General features: G+C 75.5%; 11 protein-coding genes. 6 read left to right on the top strand and 5 right to left on the bottom strand.

What is annotated here, in order from left to right:
- Positions 1-10: 10 nt before the first annotated feature.
- From ABT015_RS29130 to ABT015_RS29120, 3 genes are all read right to left on the bottom strand, one after another.
- Positions 11-4,603 (bottom strand): hypothetical protein, encoded by a 4,593-nt coding sequence (locus tag ABT015_RS29130; protein WP_350884251.1) that lies wholly within the window; start codon positions 4,601-4,603, stop codon positions 11-13.
- Between the two features lie 37 nt (positions 4,604-4,640).
- Positions 4,641-5,516 carry a hypothetical protein gene (locus ABT015_RS29125; RefSeq protein ID WP_350884249.1) on the bottom strand — a complete coding sequence of 292 codons (876 nt, stop codon included), beginning with the start codon at positions 5,514-5,516 and terminating at the stop codon, positions 4,641-4,643.
- Positions 5,517-5,582: 66 nt separating this feature from the next.
- On the bottom strand, positions 5,583-7,127 hold the full coding sequence (locus ABT015_RS29120) for a hypothetical protein (protein ID WP_350884293.1): 1,545 nt from the start codon (positions 7,125-7,127) through the stop codon (positions 5,583-5,585).
- 194 nt (positions 7,128-7,321) lie between these two features.
- Here ABT015_RS29120 and ABT015_RS29115 point away from each other — a divergent pair, with 194 nt between their 5' ends.
- The 5 genes from ABT015_RS29115 (at position 7,322) to ABT015_RS29095 (ending at position 11,632) form a co-directional block, all read left to right on the top strand.
- A complete protein-coding gene (locus ABT015_RS29115) occupies positions 7,322-8,362 on the top strand; it encodes an IPT/TIG domain-containing protein (protein ID WP_350884247.1) in 1,041 nt (346 codons plus the stop codon).
- A gap of 235 nt (positions 8,363-8,597) precedes the next feature.
- On the top strand, positions 8,598-9,134 hold the full coding sequence (locus tag ABT015_RS29110) for a hypothetical protein (RefSeq protein WP_350884245.1): 537 nt from the start codon (positions 8,598-8,600) through the stop codon (positions 9,132-9,134).
- Between the two features lie 140 nt (positions 9,135-9,274).
- Positions 9,275-10,051: a LamB/YcsF family protein gene (locus tag ABT015_RS29105; protein WP_244293516.1), complete on the top strand. Its 777-nt coding sequence runs from the start codon at positions 9,275-9,277 to the stop codon at positions 10,049-10,051.
- Positions 10,048-10,674 carry a 5-oxoprolinase subunit PxpB gene (pxpB, locus tag ABT015_RS29100; RefSeq protein ID WP_350884243.1) on the top strand — a complete coding sequence of 209 codons (627 nt, stop codon included), beginning with the start codon at positions 10,048-10,050 and terminating at the stop codon, positions 10,672-10,674. The genes ABT015_RS29105 and pxpB overlap by 4 nt, the downstream gene beginning before the upstream one ends.
- A gap of 94 nt (positions 10,675-10,768) precedes the next feature.
- On the top strand, positions 10,769-11,632 hold the full coding sequence (locus ABT015_RS29095) for a 5-oxoprolinase subunit C family protein (protein WP_350884241.1): 864 nt from the start codon (positions 10,769-10,771) through the stop codon (positions 11,630-11,632).
- Between the two features lie 81 nt (positions 11,633-11,713).
- On the opposite strand, the gene rox is transcribed toward ABT015_RS29095, so the two are convergent.
- Both rox and ABT015_RS29085 read right to left on the bottom strand, forming a co-directional pair.
- Positions 11,714-13,141 (bottom strand): rifampin monooxygenase, encoded by a 1,428-nt coding sequence (gene rox, locus ABT015_RS29090; protein WP_350884239.1) that lies wholly within the window; start codon positions 13,139-13,141, stop codon positions 11,714-11,716.
- Between the two features lie 173 nt (positions 13,142-13,314).
- Positions 13,315-14,256 (bottom strand): aminoglycoside phosphotransferase family protein, encoded by a 942-nt coding sequence (locus tag ABT015_RS29085; protein WP_350884237.1) that lies wholly within the window; start codon positions 14,254-14,256, stop codon positions 13,315-13,317.
- A gap of 260 nt (positions 14,257-14,516) precedes the next feature.
- Here ABT015_RS29085 and ABT015_RS29080 point away from each other — a divergent pair, with 260 nt between their 5' ends.
- Complete coding sequence (locus ABT015_RS29080) at positions 14,517-15,230, top strand: class I SAM-dependent methyltransferase (RefSeq protein WP_350884235.1); 714 nt, start codon at positions 14,517-14,519, stop codon at positions 15,228-15,230.
- The last annotated feature ends 120 nt before the right edge of the window (positions 15,231-15,350 follow it).

Here is a 15,350-nt window from a genome sequence, read left to right as displayed (position 1 = left end):
GGACGCCACGCTAGTCAGTTGCGGACTGCACCGGAACCTCGGCCGGACGCTTGAACATCCGGGTGGCGGTGATCTCGCCGTGGACGGCCGGGCCGTCCGGGTCCTGCGGGGCGGGCAGACCGGGGCGCAGGTGCTCCTCGACCGAGATGTACTTGAGGCCCGCCCGCAGGTCGGCGTCGTTGCGCAGCCGGATGACCAGCGGGAACTCGGCGAGCGCGGTGGTGTCGAACAGGCCGGTGGTGTAGATCAGTTGGACGCCCAGCGCATCGGCCACGGCCCGCTGGAGCTCCAGCAGGTAGGTGGCGTTCGCGCGGCCGATCGGGTTGTCCAGGAACAGCGTGCCGGCGTGCCGCAGCTGGGACTGGCCCCGGTCGTTGGCGCGCAGCGCGGCCATCGTGCAGTACAGCGCGATGGCGGCGGTGAGCAGCTGACCGCCGGAGAAGACGTCGGACATCTGGCCGACGCCGACCCGCTCGGCGCGCAGCACCGCGTCCGGCTTGAGGATCTCGACGCTGACGCCCTTCGGGCCGATCGCGGCGGCGACCCCGCGCAGCAGCAGGGACATGCCGTCGCGGCGCAGGTCGCTGTTCTTGCGGACGGCGGCGCGGGTGGCCTCGTCGATGACCTCGCCGAGGCGCTCGACCAGGGTGGCGTGGTCCGGGTCCTCGAAGCGGATCCGCAGGAACTCCTGGCCGGACCACTCCCCCAGGCCCTCGGGCAGCCGGGAGAGCCGCTGGGCGGCGCGCAGGGTGGTGAGCGAGGACTCGACCAGGCCGCGCAGGCGGTCGACGATCGAGCCGCGGTTGCGCTCCAGCTGGGCGAGTTCGTCGGTCAGCACGCGCAGCCGGGGCGCGAAGGCGGCGGCCCAGGCGGCGGCGTGTTCGGGCAGCGCGGCGGCGGGCAGTTCGCGGATCTGCTGGCGGGCGGGGGTGCGGACGGCCTCGTAGCGGGCGGCGTTGGCGTGCCGGACGAGGGCGTCGGAGGCGTCGCGGACGGCGAGTTCGGCGGAGGACAGCTCGCCGGCGGCGGTGCGCAGGGCGCGGCGGGCCTCGGCGGCGGTGCCGCGCGCCTCCGGCAGCGAGCCGAGGTAGGGCTCGACGGACTGGCCGTCGTCCTCCTGCTGTTCGCGCAGGCCGTCGCGCAGCTGGCCGGCGAGTTCGTCGAAGTCGGCGGCGGCCGACTGGGCGGCGTCGAAGGTGCGTTGCAGGTCGGCGTGCGCGGTGCGGGCGGCGTCCAGGGCCTCCCGGCGTTCGGCGAGCCGGCTGGTGGCGGTGCGCAGCAGGACCTGGGCGTGCTCGGGGTCGGCGGGGACGAGGTCCTCGGGCAGTTCGGTGTGCGCCTCGCCGTCGGCGGGGGCGGAGCGTTCGGCCTCGCCGCGCAGGCGTCCGAGCTGCTCGCTGGCGGCGGCGGAGCGGGCCTCGATGGTGGCGACCAGGTCCTCGGCGCGGGCGGCCGCGGCCTGGCGGCCCGGGCCGTCGGCGCCGTCGGGGCTGCCGAGGAGTTCCTCGGCGCGGGTGCGGACCTTGTTGGTGAGGCGGTCGAGTTCGGTCGCGGCGGCGGCCTCGTCGCCCTCGGCGCGGGCCTGCTCGGCGCGCAGGTCGGCGCCGACGCCGACCTTCTCGTACAGCTGGGAGGCGGCGCGGTAGGCCTCGCGCAGGGCGGGCAGTGCGGCGGGGGCGGTCTCGGAGGGCTCGTCGGCCTGCTCGGCGGCGGGGATCTCGGCGCGTTCGGCGCGCACGGTACGGGCGGTGCGGCGGGCGTCGTCGGCGGCGCGCTGGGCGGCGCGGCGGTCCTCGTCGCAGGTGCGGGCGCGTTCGGCGCAGACGGCCTGGCGGCGGTCGCACTCGGCGGCGTCCTCGGCGAGTTCGCGCTGGCGGCGGGCCCAGTTGGCGCGCTCGCGCAGCCGGAAGGCGAGGCCGGAGAGGGCGTCGGCGCGGCGGCGGGCGCGCTGGGCGGCCTCGCGGTGCTCCTCGTGGGCGGCGGCCGCGGCGGCGTGGTCGGTCTCGGCCTCGTCGTGGTCGGCACGCAGGGTCGCCAGGGCGGCGGCGGCCTGCTCGGCGTGCTCGCGGGCGGCCTCGGCGGCGGCGGCGAGTTCGGCGAGGGTGCCGGGCGGGCAGCTGGCGTGCCAGGAGGCGAGGCGGGCGGCGAGGGCGCGGTCGGCACCGAGGCGGGCGGCGAGTTCGCGGATGTGCTCCTCGCGGGCGCCCGCCCGGGCGCGCAGTTCGCGGCGCTCGTCGTCGGCGGCGGACTCGTCGTGCATGGCCGGGTTCGGCGGCACCAGGAAGAACGCGGGCTGGTCGGTGATCGGGGCGGTCAGGGAGGCGGCGGCGCCGACGGCGACGGTGGAGCGGGGCAGCAGGGCGGCGGCCTGCAGGGCCTCGCGGGCCCGCTCCAGCGAGGCGGGGTCGGTGACGACGACGCCGTCGACGAGTTCGGGGCGGGCGGCGAGGATCGCCTCGTGGTCGGCCGGGTCGACGGACTGGGCGAGGTAGCGCCAGCCCGGCAGGGCGGGGATGCCGTGCTCGGCGAGGTACTCGACGGTGGCCAGGACGTCCGGGCCGGGCGGCAGCAGTCCGCCGTCGCCGAGGGCGGCGAGGATGCGGGAGTCGTCGGCGGCGGCGGTGCGCAGGTCGAACAGGGTGCGTTCGGCGGTGGCGATGGCCTCGTCGAGGAGTTCGCGCAGGTACTCGGCGTTGCGGTCGAGGACGGCGGGGGTGAGGAAGCCGGCGTCCTCCTCGGCCCCTGACCCGTCCTCGCTCCAGTCGGTGGGTGCGGGGGTCAGGGAGAGCAGGTCGGAGAGGCGCTGCTCGGTGGCGAGCAGGGCGGCGGTGCGCTGCTCGGCGGCGAGCGCCCGGGCGGCGGCCGTGCGGGCGTCGCCGGCGCGTTCGGCGGCGAGTTCGGCGCGGCCGGTGGCGGCGGCGGCCTCGCGCAGCCGGGCGGCGCAGGCCTCGGCGGCCGTACGGGCCTGGGCGAGGGCGGCTCCGGCGGCCTTCTCGACGTCGGCGGCGTGCAGGGCGGCACGGGCCGGGTCGACGTCGCCGTCGGCGTCGATGAAGCCGGCCTCGACGGCGGCGGCGGTCTCCTGCTCGACCTCGGCGAGGCGCTGGCGCAGGTGGTCGACCTCGCTGCGGGCCTTCTGGGCGGCGGTGGCGGCCTCGGTGGCGTCGGACTGGGCCTTGGCGCCGTCGTCCTGGAGCTCGCCGGCGCGCTGCTCCTCGGTGTCGGCGCGGGCTTCGGCGGCCGCGGCGGCGGCCTCCAGGGCGCGGGCCAGGGCGGTGGCGGCGCGGGCCCGGGCGGCGAGCGCGGGGGCGGCGTCGAGTTCGGCCTCGCGGATGGCGGCGGCGACCCGGGTGACCCGGTCGGCGGCGGCGCGCTGGCGCAGGACGGCCTCGGCGGCCTGCCAGGCGGAGTGCAGGGTGCGGGCGTCGATGAGTTCGCGGCGCAGCGCGGCGGCCTCGGCGGTGGCCGCGGCGAGGCCCAGGGTGGCGTGCCGGTGGGTGAGTTCGGCGGTGATGAGGGTGTGCCGGGTGCGGTCGGCCTCGGCGGCGGTGACGGCGCCCGCGGCGGCGGCGACCTCGATGGCGAGGTCCTGGGCGCGGTCGCGTTCGGCGGCGGCGCGGGAGGTGAGGGCGTGGGCGAGGCGGCGGGTGCGGCGTTCGGCGGTGCGGTGGGCCTCGCGGACGCTCTCGCGGGCGCCGGTGGCCTCGACGATGCGTTCCAGCAGGTCGAGGGAGCCGGCGGTGAAGTCGCGTTCGGCGGTGAGTTCGGCGCGGCGGCCGAGCTTGGCGGCGAAGCCGTGGACGAGGTCGGCGAGGCCGTCGGTGTCCCGGGTGTCGGTGACGGCGCGCAGCAGCAGGTCGGTGAAGTCGCTGTCGTGCTTGACCGCGAAGAGTCCGGCGGCCTCGCCCTCGTCGGCGTTCATCTCGCGCTGGTAGCGGAAGAGTTCGGGGTCGAGGCCGAGTTCGCCGAGGTGCTCGGTCCAGCGGTCGTGGCCGTCCTCGAAGACCAGGTCGAGGTGCGGGTGGGCCTTGCCGGCCTCGGTGAGGGCGTCGCGGAAGCCCTTCATGGTGCGGCGGCGGCCGCGGGCCTTCTGGTCGCCGGCCAGGCTGATCCGTTCGGCGACCGGCAGCGAGTCCAGGGTGAGGCCGGGGCCGGGGCGGAAGGAGTACCAGGTCTCGGCGAACTTGCGCGGGTCGGAGGAGACCTGACGGCCGCGCCACTCGCTGACCTTGCCGACCACGATCAGCTCGCCGGTGACGGTGTGCTGCCACTCCAGCGCGACGTGGCCGCAGTCGTCGGCGAGCAGGAACTTGCGCAGCACGCCGGAGCTGGCGCCGCCGAGGGTGTTGCGGTGGCCGGGGAGCATCACCGAGAAGATCAGCTTGAGCAGGACGGACTTGCCGCCGCCGTTCTCCAGGAAGAGCACGCCGGCCGGGGCGGGGCGGCGGACCGGGCCCTCGGGGTCCTCGCCGAACAGGCCGATCTGCTGCGGGGCCGGGTCGGCGACGGGCTCGCCGACGCCGCGCAGGTCGAGCACCGTGTCGGCGTAGCGGGCGCCGGCCGGTCCGATCGAGTAGAGGCGGACCCGGTTGAGCTCGTACATGTGCGGCGGTTCTCCGTGGGCGAGTCGGGTTGGGGTGTCAGAGCGAGTGGAACGGCAGGCCTGCGTCGGCCACCAGTTCGTCGCCGGTGTCCGGCGGCAGCAGGCTGGCGGTGCCGTCGGAGACCGGGACGATGCCGAGGTCGAGCAGTTCGGCCATGGCCGCGCTGCCGGCCAGGTCGCGGACCTGGAGCTGGTAGCGGGCGGTGGTGCGGTAGGTGCCGCCGGCGTCGTCGGAGACCTTCTGCAGGAAGCCGGAGTCGACCAGGAACAGCACGGCCTTGGCGACGATGCCGATGGTGGAGCCGGAGAGCCGGCGGGCGTCCTTGGTGGCGCCGGTGGCGGTGCGCCGGGCCCACACCCGCCAGGCGGCCTCCAGGCCGGGGGCGTCGGACTGCGGGTCGGTGTTGTCGCCCTCGGTCGCGGCCTGCTCCTCCAGGCGGCGGCAGGCCTGGCGGACGAAGGCGTCGACGCCGTTGACGGTGATCCGGCCGAGGTAGCCGTCGTCGGCGAGGTCCTCGGGCCGGGGGAAGGCCATCGCGGCGACGGCGAGGTGGGCCAGGCCGTGCAGGAAGCGGTCGGTGGACTCGGTGGCGGCGCGGCGCGAGTAGTCGCCCATCCGGACGGCGAACAGCGAGTCCTCGGCGGCGGCGACGGCCATGCCGGCGCGCGGCGAGACCTCCAGGACGACCAGGCCCATGCCGGTGGCGACGGCGTCGGCGAGCCGGGCGAACGGCGGGTCCTCGCGGTGGCGGCGGACGAGTTCGGCGTACTCGGCGTCGCGGGCGGGGAGCAGCTTGGCCTGGAGGCCGAAGGAGACCAGCCGGGCTGCGTCGGCGACGTCGCCGGGGGTGATCGGGGCGGGGGCCGCGGGTTCGGTCTCGGCCGCCCAGGACGCGTCGTGGTGGGTCGTCACGGGCGGTGCTCCTCGGGGCTGTTGCTGGTACGGGCGATCTGGTGGTGCGTCGAGGCGGCGGCTTCGTCAGCCGGCGTCCTTGCGGTCGGCGGCCATGCCGGCCGCGTCGAGCAGGGCGCTGCCGACGATCAGGTCGGCGCCGCCGAACTGCGGGTCGCGCAGCGGGGTGCCGTCGTCCACGGCGAACAGCAGCCGCTCCTCGCCCTGCCGGTAGGCGGTGCCGACCGGCGGGCTGGCCGCGTGGACGGCCAGCAGGGCGACCAGGTACGGCAGCTCCGGGTCCTGCTCGCGGGCCTCGGCGAGCAGGCCGGAGAGCCGGCGGGGGGCGTCGGCGGGCAGGTCGAGCAGGAGCAGCGCGGACTCCAGCTGGGCTTCGGAGAAGCGGCTGTCGTCCGGGGTGGCGACCAGGTCCGGGTCGGGCAGTTCGGCGCCGAGGTGCTCGCGCTCGACCGGCGGGGTGAGCAGCAGGTCGACCAGGTCGGCGACCCGGACGGAGACGGGGGTGCGCAGGCCGGCGCCGCGGGCGAAGAAGGCACCGGTGGGGCGGACGGCCTGCTCGACCGGAAGCCGCAGCACGGGGGCGAGCAGCTGGCCGTAGAGGTCGATGCCGCTGCGGGCGCCGGGGGTGGCGAAGGCCTGCCGGTCCTGCTCGGCGCGGAACAGCGGGCCGGCCTCCAGCAGGCGGGTCTGCAGCTTGGTGTGCCGGCGGATGCAGTCCTTGACGATGTCGAGCAGCTCGGCGGCGCGGCGCTTGTGCTCGGCCCCTTCGGGGGTGTTCGGCTCGGCCTCGTCGCGGGCCTTGCGGATGTTGGTGAGAATCGCGTTCTCGTGCCGGTAGCGGTCGGCGATGTGGTCCAGCGCCTCGTCGATGAGGTCGGGGATGGCGCGCATCCAGTCGACGGCGCGGACGTTGCGCCGGGTCGCGTCGAGGGCGCGGCGCAGCGTCTCGGCGTACTGGACGGTGCGGTAGCGGGCCTGCTCGGCGGCGAGCTGGGCGTCGGCCAGGCGGCCGCGGCGGATCAGCACCTCCAGCTTGACCTCGGCGGCGATCTGGGCCGAGGTGACGTCGGTGTCGAGCGCGCCGACCAGGACGTTGACCGCCTCGTCGGTGGTGCGCAGGTAGACGCCGCCGTCGGGGCCGGGGACCTCCTCGATCAGCTTGAAGTCGTAGTCGCGCCGGACGTACGCGCCGTCCGCGCCGAAGGTGCCGTAGACGGCGCGGAAGCCCCGGTCGACGCTGCCGACGTTGATCAGCGACTCCAGCACCCAGCGGGCGACCCGCTCGTGCTCGGCGGCGGGGCGGCCTGCGGCCTGGGCGGCGACCCGGGGCAGCAGGCGGGCGAGCACTATGTCGCGGTCGGCGCCGGTGTCGAAGTCCATGTGCAGGGTGACCAGGTCGATCGCGGCGAGACCGACCTCGGCCATCGCGTAGCCGCCGTACTCGCCCGCCAGGTTGACCTTGCGGTTGTCCAGGTCGTGCAGGGGGGCGGTGCAGGCCAGCGCCTTGAGCCGGCGGGCCAGGCCCTCGTCGGCGGCGGGGCCGGGCGCGGGCCTCGCCGCGACGGACCCGGCGGGCGGCCGGGGGCCGGGCAGGGTGGGCGGGTCAGCGATGGCGGTCACGGTGGACAAGATTAGAGGTTCGCACCGAGTTCGACCGAAACGGGCCTTGTGGGCGGGCTGCGCGGCAGGCCGGAGGGCGTGTCGGGGGTGAATTCAGAACGGGATTTCGACGGGATTCCGCCAATTCCGAACCCATATTCGGCAAACCCGTGAAGACTGCGCGTCGCTACCGTGATGATCGGCCTATGATCACTCGACTGGTCAAAGCGGGCTTCGCCGCCGCGCTGTCCGTGACCACCCTCACCGCCGGTGCCGCCGCCTCGTCGGCCGCCCCCGCCGACGCCCCCGCCGTTCAGGGGCAGCACGTGACCGCGGCCCTGAACGGCTTCCTGCCGGGCACCACCCCTCCCGGACCGGGCAAGCTCTCGGCCGGCTGGACCTCCGCCGGCACCCAGGACCTCACCGGGCCGACCCACATCACCGTCGACCTGCCGCCCGGGCTCACCACCGGGCTCGGCATGTTCTTCTCCACCCCGTACGACTACACCTTCACCGAGTCCCTCTCGCCCGACGGGCGCCACCTGGACGCCGTCCTCGTCGGCACCCGCAGGCCCGGGCGCTACGAGTTCATGAAGCTGGACGTGGGCCGCGACTACACCCAGCAGCTGACCGGCCAGATCGTCGTGACCGTGTCCAATCCGAACGACACCGACCCGACCGGCCACGTGACGGCCCTGTCGGTCGACGGGACCACCCCGGCGCCGGTCGTCCAGGCGCCGCCCACGGTCGACGGCCTCGACACCACCACCGGCCCGGGCGCGGGCGGCACCGCGGTGACCGTCAGCGGCAGCAACCTGGCGCACGGCATGGTGCTGGTCGGCGGCGTCCCGGCGGCCGGCACCTGCACCGACACCGCCTGCACGGTGACCACGCCCGGCGGCTCGGGCAGCACCCCCGTCTCCGTGGTGACCCCCGGCGGCACGGTCGCGGCGCCGGCCGCCTTCGCCTACACGGGCGCCCCGCCCCCGCCGCCGCCCGCACCGACGGTCGGCAACCTGACCAACACCGGCGGCCCGGCCGCCGGCGGCACCCAGGTGTACCTCCAGGGCACCAACCTGACGTACGGCACGGTCGCGTTCGGCGGGGTGCCGGCCGCGCACGTGTCCTGCGGCCCGTCCTTCTGCTCGGCCACCTCCCCGGCGGCGGCGGGCCCCGGCCCGGTGGACGTCACGGTGACCACGGCGGGCGGCACCAGTGCCCCGGTGACCTTCACGTACACCGCGTAGTTCCCGACGTACACCGCGTCGTCCGGCTGTTCCGATGCCCGGGTGCTCCGGCACCCGGGCATCGGCGTGTCCGGGGGCGCACGCCGGCCCGGGCGTCCGGGTGCGCGCCCGCACGGCGACCGGGGCGTCCCCGCACGTCAGGGGCTAGTTGAACATGTTCAAAAGAAGGGCCTAGAGTCGGTTCCGTACAGACGGGACAAGGCCCCGCCTGCTCTTCGGCATGGAGGTTCGCACCATGGACGCCAATCCGGGCACCGGTCCCGCCGCGGTACTGCGCAGAGTCCGGCGCTGGCTCTGGATCTTCGTGGTCTGCCTGGTGCTGAGCGGCCTGACGGCCTTCCCCCTGGAGACCGAGACCCGCTGGCTGGCCGACCTCGCGACCGGGCCGGCCGCGCCGCTGACCGACCGCTTCCCGGCCGCACTGGACTGGATCGAACGCGTCCGCACCGGCGTCGCGCAGACCAATGACCGCTACCCCTTCCTGGCCTACGGCACCGACTGGCTGGCCTTCGCCCACCTGGTGATCGCCGCCGCCTTCTGGGGCCCGATCAAGGACCCGGTCCGCAACATCTGGGTGATCCGCTGGGCCGTGCTCGCCTGCGGCGCCGTCATCCCCCTGGCCCTGGTCTGCGGACCGCTGCGGGGGATTCCCCTGGGCTGGCGATTCATCGACATGTCGTTCGGGATCGTCGGCGTCGTCCCGCTGCTGATCGTGCTGCGGGCGCTGCGCCCGCTGGAACGTTCCTTCCAGGGGCCGGTGGCCACGAGCTGAGCCGGAGCCGCCCAGCGCCGCCCCAGGGCGTGTGACCAGGGGTCGCACGCCGGTGGGCCCCCTGGGCCCGGGTCACGGGCAACGGCCTTCATCCGCAGGCCCTACCATCTGGCTCAACAGCTGCTGGAAGGCGGACGGGCGTGGCCGATGCGGTGATCGATCTCAATGCGGACCTCGGTGAGGGGTTCGGACGCTGGACGCTGACCGACGACGAGGCCCTGCTGTCCGTGGTGACCAGTGCCAACGTCGCCTGCGGCTTCCACGCGGGAGATCCGTCGACGATGCGCCGGGTCTGCGCGCTGGCCGCCGAACGCGGCGTCCGGATCGGCGCCCAGGTCTCCTACCGCGACCTGGCCGGCTTCGGCCGCCGGGCCATGGACGTCCCCCCGGAGGAGCTCGCCGACGAGATCGCGTACCAGATCGGCGCCCTCCAGGTCTTCGCCCGCGCGGCCGGCTCCCGGGTCTCCTACGTCAAACCGCACGGTGCCCTCTACAACCGGGTGGTCACCGACTCCGAACAGGCCGAGGCCGTGGTGGCCGGTGTGCTGCGGGCCGGGGCGGTCTGCGACGGACCGCTGCCGGTGCTCGGGCTGCCCGGCTCCCGGCTGCTCGCCGTCGCCGAGGGCGTCGGCCTCGCGGTCGTCGCCGAGGCCTTCGCCGACCGCGCGTACACCTGGGCCGGCACCCTCGTCCCGCGCCGCGATCCGGACGCCGTGGTGCACGACCCCGAATCGGTGATCACCCGCGCCGTCGGCATCGCCCGGGACGCCTCGGTGGAGGCCGTCGGCGGCGAACGGATCGCCGTCGAGGCCCGCTCCCTGTGCGTCCACGGCGACACCCCCGGCGCCGCCCAGCTCGCCTGGCGGATCCGCGGTGCCCTCGCCTCCGCCGGGGTCCGGGTGGAGGCGTTCACGTGACGCCCGCCGCCGTCCGGCGCGTCGGCGAGCGGGCACTGCTGGTCGAACTCGACGACACGGCGCAGGTCGCGGCGCTGTACGGATGGCTGCGCGAGCGGCAGGAGAGCGGGGCGCTCGGCGCGGTCGAGGAGATCGTGCCGGCCGCGCGCACGGTGCTGCTGGACGGCGTCGCAGACGTCGGCGCGCTGGCGGCCCTGCTGCGCACGGCCCGTCCGTCGGCGGCCGCGGCGGCGACCGGGCCGCTGGTGGAGGTGCCGACGGTGTACGACGGCGCCGACCTCGCCGAGGTCGCCGCGCTGTGGGGAGTCTCCGAGGAAGCCGCCGTACGGATCCACACCGGGCCCGAGTACGTGGTCGCCTTCTGCGGGTTCGCGCCCGGCTTCGGCTACCTGACCGGGCTGCCGCCCCGGTACGAGGTCCCGCGCCGGGCCACCCCGCGCAGCGGCGTCCCGGTCGGCTCGGTCGCCCTGGCCGGCCCGTACACCGGCGTCTACCCGAGCTCCTCCCCCGGCGGCTGGCAGCTGATCGGGCGCACCGGGCTCGTGCTCTGGGACACCGGGCGCGAGCGGGCGGCGCTGCTGGCGCCCGGGGTGCGGGTGCGGTTCACGGCGGAACGGGCGTAGCGGCGGTGCGGGCCCACGGCGGGCGGCGCGCGGGCCCCGGACGGAGCGGGACGGGCCGGCGAGGGACGGGCCGGGGGCGGACGGGGTGGGGGCGTTGAGCGGTTTGCTGGTGGTGCGGCCCGGGCCGTTGACCACCGTCCAGGACCTCGGGCGGCGCGGTGTCGCCCACCTCGGGGTGCCCAGGGCCGGGGCGCTGGACGAGCCCGCGCTGCGGGCCGCGAACCGGCTGGTCGGCAACGAGCCGGGCGCCGCCGGGCTGGAGACCACGCTCGGCGGGGTCGCCCTGCGCGCCCTCGGGCCGGTGGTCGTGGCCGTCACCGGGGCGCCCTCGCCCGTGCGGGTGGACGGGCGGGCGGCCGCGTGGGGTGCGCCGGTCACGGTGCCGGCCGGGGCGGTGCTGGAGGTGGGGGCGGCAACCGCCGGGGTGCGCGGCTACCTGGCGGTCGCGGGCGCGATCGCCGTCGCGCCGGTCCTGGGCAGTCGCTCGACGGACCTGCTCTCCGGCCTCGGACCGGCCCCGCTCGCCGCCGGCGACCGGCTGCCGGTCGGCCCGCCTCCGCCCGACCGCCCCCGACCCGACCTGGTACCGCTGCCCGCTCCCCCGGCCGAACTGGTACTGCGGCTGCGGCTCGGCCCGCACGCGGACTGGTTCGAACCTGCGGCGCTGACCCGGCTGGCCCGCGACGGGTACCTGGTCTCCCCGACCGGCAACCGGATCGGGCTGCGCACCGAGGGCCCGCCGGTCACCCGCGCCCGGGCGGGTGAACTACCCAGTGAGGGCATGGTGTTGGGCGCGGTGCAGATCCCGCCGGACGGACGGCCGGTGGTCTTCCTCGCCGACCACCCGACCACCGGCGGCTACCCGGTGATCGGCGTCGTCCCCGCCGCCGACCTCGCGGCGGCCGCCCAGGCGCGCCCGGGGACGCCGGTGCGCTTCGTACTGCTGCGGGAGCGCTGAGCGTCCGCCCGCACACCCCGGCGCTCCTGGCGCTCCTGGCGCGATGGCCGTTCGCACGCCACCGCGGCCGCCGTGGTGCGATCAGACGGCAGGGGCCCCGAACCACCTGGCCAGGTGGCCGCGCAGACCCTGCTGGTCCTCGCCGACCCAGGCCACGTGGCCGTCCGGGCGCAGCAGCACCGCGGGCACGTCCAACTCGTCGCTGACGTCGACGACATGGTCGACCCGGTCCGCCCAGCCCGCCACCGAGAGCCCGCCGGTCTGGTCGAGCAGCAGCCCGCGGCCGCCGTGCATCAGCCCGTAGAGGCGGCCGCGCTTCAGCTCGACGTCGCGCAGCCGGCGGCCGAGCAGTTCATGCCCTTCGCCGAGGTCGTAGCGGACCCCGATCGCGATGATCTTCTCGATCAGGTACCGGTTCACCTCCTCGAACTCCGCCAGTTCCGCCAGCAGCCGGCGCACCGCCTGGACACCGGGCTCCAGGGACATCAACTGGATCTGCGCGCGGGTGTTGTCCAGCACGTCGGCGGCCACCGGGTGCCGTTCGGCGTGGTAGCTGTCCAGCAGTCCCTCCGGCGCCCAGCCGTCGACCTCCGCGGCCAGCTTCCAGCCCAGGTTGAACGCGTCCTGGACGCCGAGGTTGAGCCCCTGCCCGCCGGTCGGCGGGTGGATGTGCGCCGCGTCGCCGGCCAGCAGCACCCGGCCGACCCGGTAGCGTTCGGCCAGCCGGGTGGCGTCGCCGAAGCGCGAGAGCCAGCGTGGTGAGTGCGCCCCGAAGTCGGTGCCCGCGACGGCCCGCAGCTGGTGCTTGAACTCCTCGAAGGTCGGAGCAGCCGTACGGTCCTCGGCCACCCCCTCGGCGGGCACGATGACGCGGTACGCCCCATCCCCCTCGCGGATGGCGCCGAATCGCAGCTGGGTCTTGCGGACCTCCGCCATGACGGCGGCGATCGTCTCCGGCTGCTCGGCCAGCTCCATGTCGCCCAGCAACGTCTCCACCCTGGAGGGCTCGCCGGGGAAGCCGACGCCGAGCAGCTTGCGCACCGTACTGCGGCCTCCGTCGCAGCCGACGAGGTAGCGCGAGCGCAGCCGCGTGCCGTCGGCCAGTTCGGCGCTCACCCCGTCCTCGTCCTGGCTCAGCCCGACCAGTTCGCAGCCGCGCCGGAGCTCGGCGCCGAGTTCGGCGGCGTGCTCGGTCAGCAGCTGCTCGGTGACCGCCTGCGGGATGGCCAGGACGTATGCCTGGGTGGTGTCCAGCCGCTCCGGCCACTCCTTGCCGATGCCGGCGAAGAAGCCGCCGACCGTGAACTTCCGGCCGAGCGGGAGGAACCGCTCCAGCAGCCCGCGCTGGTCCATCACTTCAAGACTGCGCGCGTGCAGACCGCGCGCCCGGGCCTCCAGGGGCCGCTCCGTCTCCTTCTCCAGCACGAGCACCCGCACGCCGTGCAATCGCAACTCGCCGGCCAGCATCAATCCGGTCGGCCCGGCGCCGACCACGATCACGTCAATCATCACAAACCCCCAGGTATGCCCGCAGATCCCGGCTTCGGCCGGTCATTCTGCGGCACGACCGGGGCCTTGCGGCAAGCCCCCCGGTGCGCTATATCTTGAGAGTGGCAAGGAGAGTCGACGACCTCCTTGCCTTCGCTGTTTCCGGCCGCTGTCTGCCGCTCGCCGTTTCCCGCTCAACGCCCCGACAGCAGTTCCGCCACCGTCCGCTGCCCCGGGTCGAGCACCGACTCCCCGTCCTCCGCCGCCCAGACGGCGTTCTGCAGCACCCGGGCGAGCGTCCAGGCGACCGCGGCCGCGCGATCCAGTTCCAGGGTCTCCACCAGGATGTCGAACCGCCACCGCAGCGCCCGGGCGACGTCGCCGGTGGCCAGTACGTCGGCCCAGCGATTGCGCAGCGCCGGGAGGAGTTCGAAGCCGGGGTGCCCGATGAGCGGCTTGGGGTCGATGGCGAGCCAGGGGGCACGGCCGCCGCCCTCGAACGGGGCGAGGACGTTGCCGTAGTGCAGGTCCCAGTGCAGCAGCCGGTCGCCGGGCTCGGCGCGGACCTCGCGCAGGGCCGCGGCGCAGTCGGCGGGCAAGCGCCGCTCGGCCGGGTCGGCGAGGGTTGCGGCCGCTTCCGGGGCCCGCGCGAGCAGACCGTCGGCGACGTCCGCCAGCCGGCGCAGGCCCGGGACATCGACCTGACGTCCGGTCAATTCCCTGAGCAGGCCAGCAAGGACGCGCAGCGCCTCCCGGTCGTCCGCGACATCCAGCAGTGAACGCCCCGGGTCGAGTCGTTCCAGCAGCATCGAGCCCGAGGCCGGTTCGTGGCCGAGGAGTCGAACCGCCCCTCGCCCGCCCCAGGCCCGGAGGGCGACCGGCTCGCCCTCCGTCTCCTCGTCCACCGGCTGGAGCTTGAGCGCCGCGGGCGTGCCATCGGCGCACCGCACGGGCAGCACCAGTGCGACGACGCCGTGCGCCGGGGGGCCGTCCGGGCGCAGCTCCCAGCGGTCGAGCAACTCGCCCGCCAGGGAGGGGAGTCGGGCCGCCCAGGCGCGACCGCCCGGGCCGAGGGACTGCTCCAGCGACGCGGCCAGCGCGGGCGGGACCTCAACGGGCGGGACTTCAAAGGGCATCGCGCGGGTTCCTCTCCGACTCCCCCAGCCTACGGTCGAGGTTCGAGGCCGGCCGCCGAGACGAAGCCGTCGAGGTTGTCGAGGTTGTCGAGGTTGTCGAGGTTGTCGAGCATGATGTTGTGCCCGCAGTCCGGGACGGCCGCCAACCGACGCCCGGACCGACGAACTGACGGACCCGCGGGCCGACGAGACTGACGGACTGACCGAAAACCCGCTGCGGCGCCTTCCCTCCCCGACCGGCCCGTGTTCCGATGACGCCCATGGGTAACGACACGCACGCCGGCAACGTACGACGCGAGGGGCACGACGGAACGGGCCCGGGCGCGATCACCCCGGACGGCTGCGCCGTCGAGCTCTGGTCCCGGCTCCCCGTCGGCGACGCCCCGGACGTCATCGAGGCCGCGGTGCCCGCCGGCGCCACCGTCCTCGAACTGGGCTGCGGCGTCGGCCGGATGACGCACCCGCTGACCGACCGCGGCTTCACCGTGACGGCGGTGGACGAGTCCGCCGAGATGCTGGCCAGGGTGCGCGCGGACGTCCGCACCGTGCGCAGCCCGATCGAGCGGCTGGACCTCGGCGAGCGCTTCGACGTCGTCCTGCTCGCCTCCTTCCTGATCCACGCGGGCGACGAGGCCGTCCGCCAGGGCCTGCTGGAGACCTGCCGCCGCCACGTCGCCGCGGACGGCTGCGTGCTGATGCAGCGGGAGGGCGAGGACTGGCACCTCAACGTGCCGCGCGAGGGCAGGCTCGGCACCGACGGCGTGTCTCGCATCGTCTCCTCGACGCCGGTCGGGGACGGCGTGAACTCCGTCCACGCCGAGTACGAGTTCCCGGACGGCCGCTGGACGCACACCTTCCGCTCCCGGCCGCTCACCACCGCCGCGTTCGACCGGGCGCTGGCGGACGCCGGTCTGACGGTCGAGAGCTACCTGACGGAGGACCGCACCTGGGTCCGCGTCCGGCCCACCGGCTGAGCGGCGGAAGGGCCGACGGAAGGGCAGGCGGAAGAGTCAGCGGGGCAGCAAAAGGTCGGCGGGCAAAGCCGGGTCAAAAGGTGAACAAAGAATAGTCATCTTCACCCCGTACCATCGGCC

The sequence above is a fragment of the Kitasatospora sp. NPDC094016 genome (assembly GCF_040304045.1).
Lineage (GTDB): Bacteria > Actinomycetota > Actinomycetes > Streptomycetales > Streptomycetaceae > Kitasatospora.
This window is presented reverse-complemented; position numbering and strand designations above follow the sequence as displayed.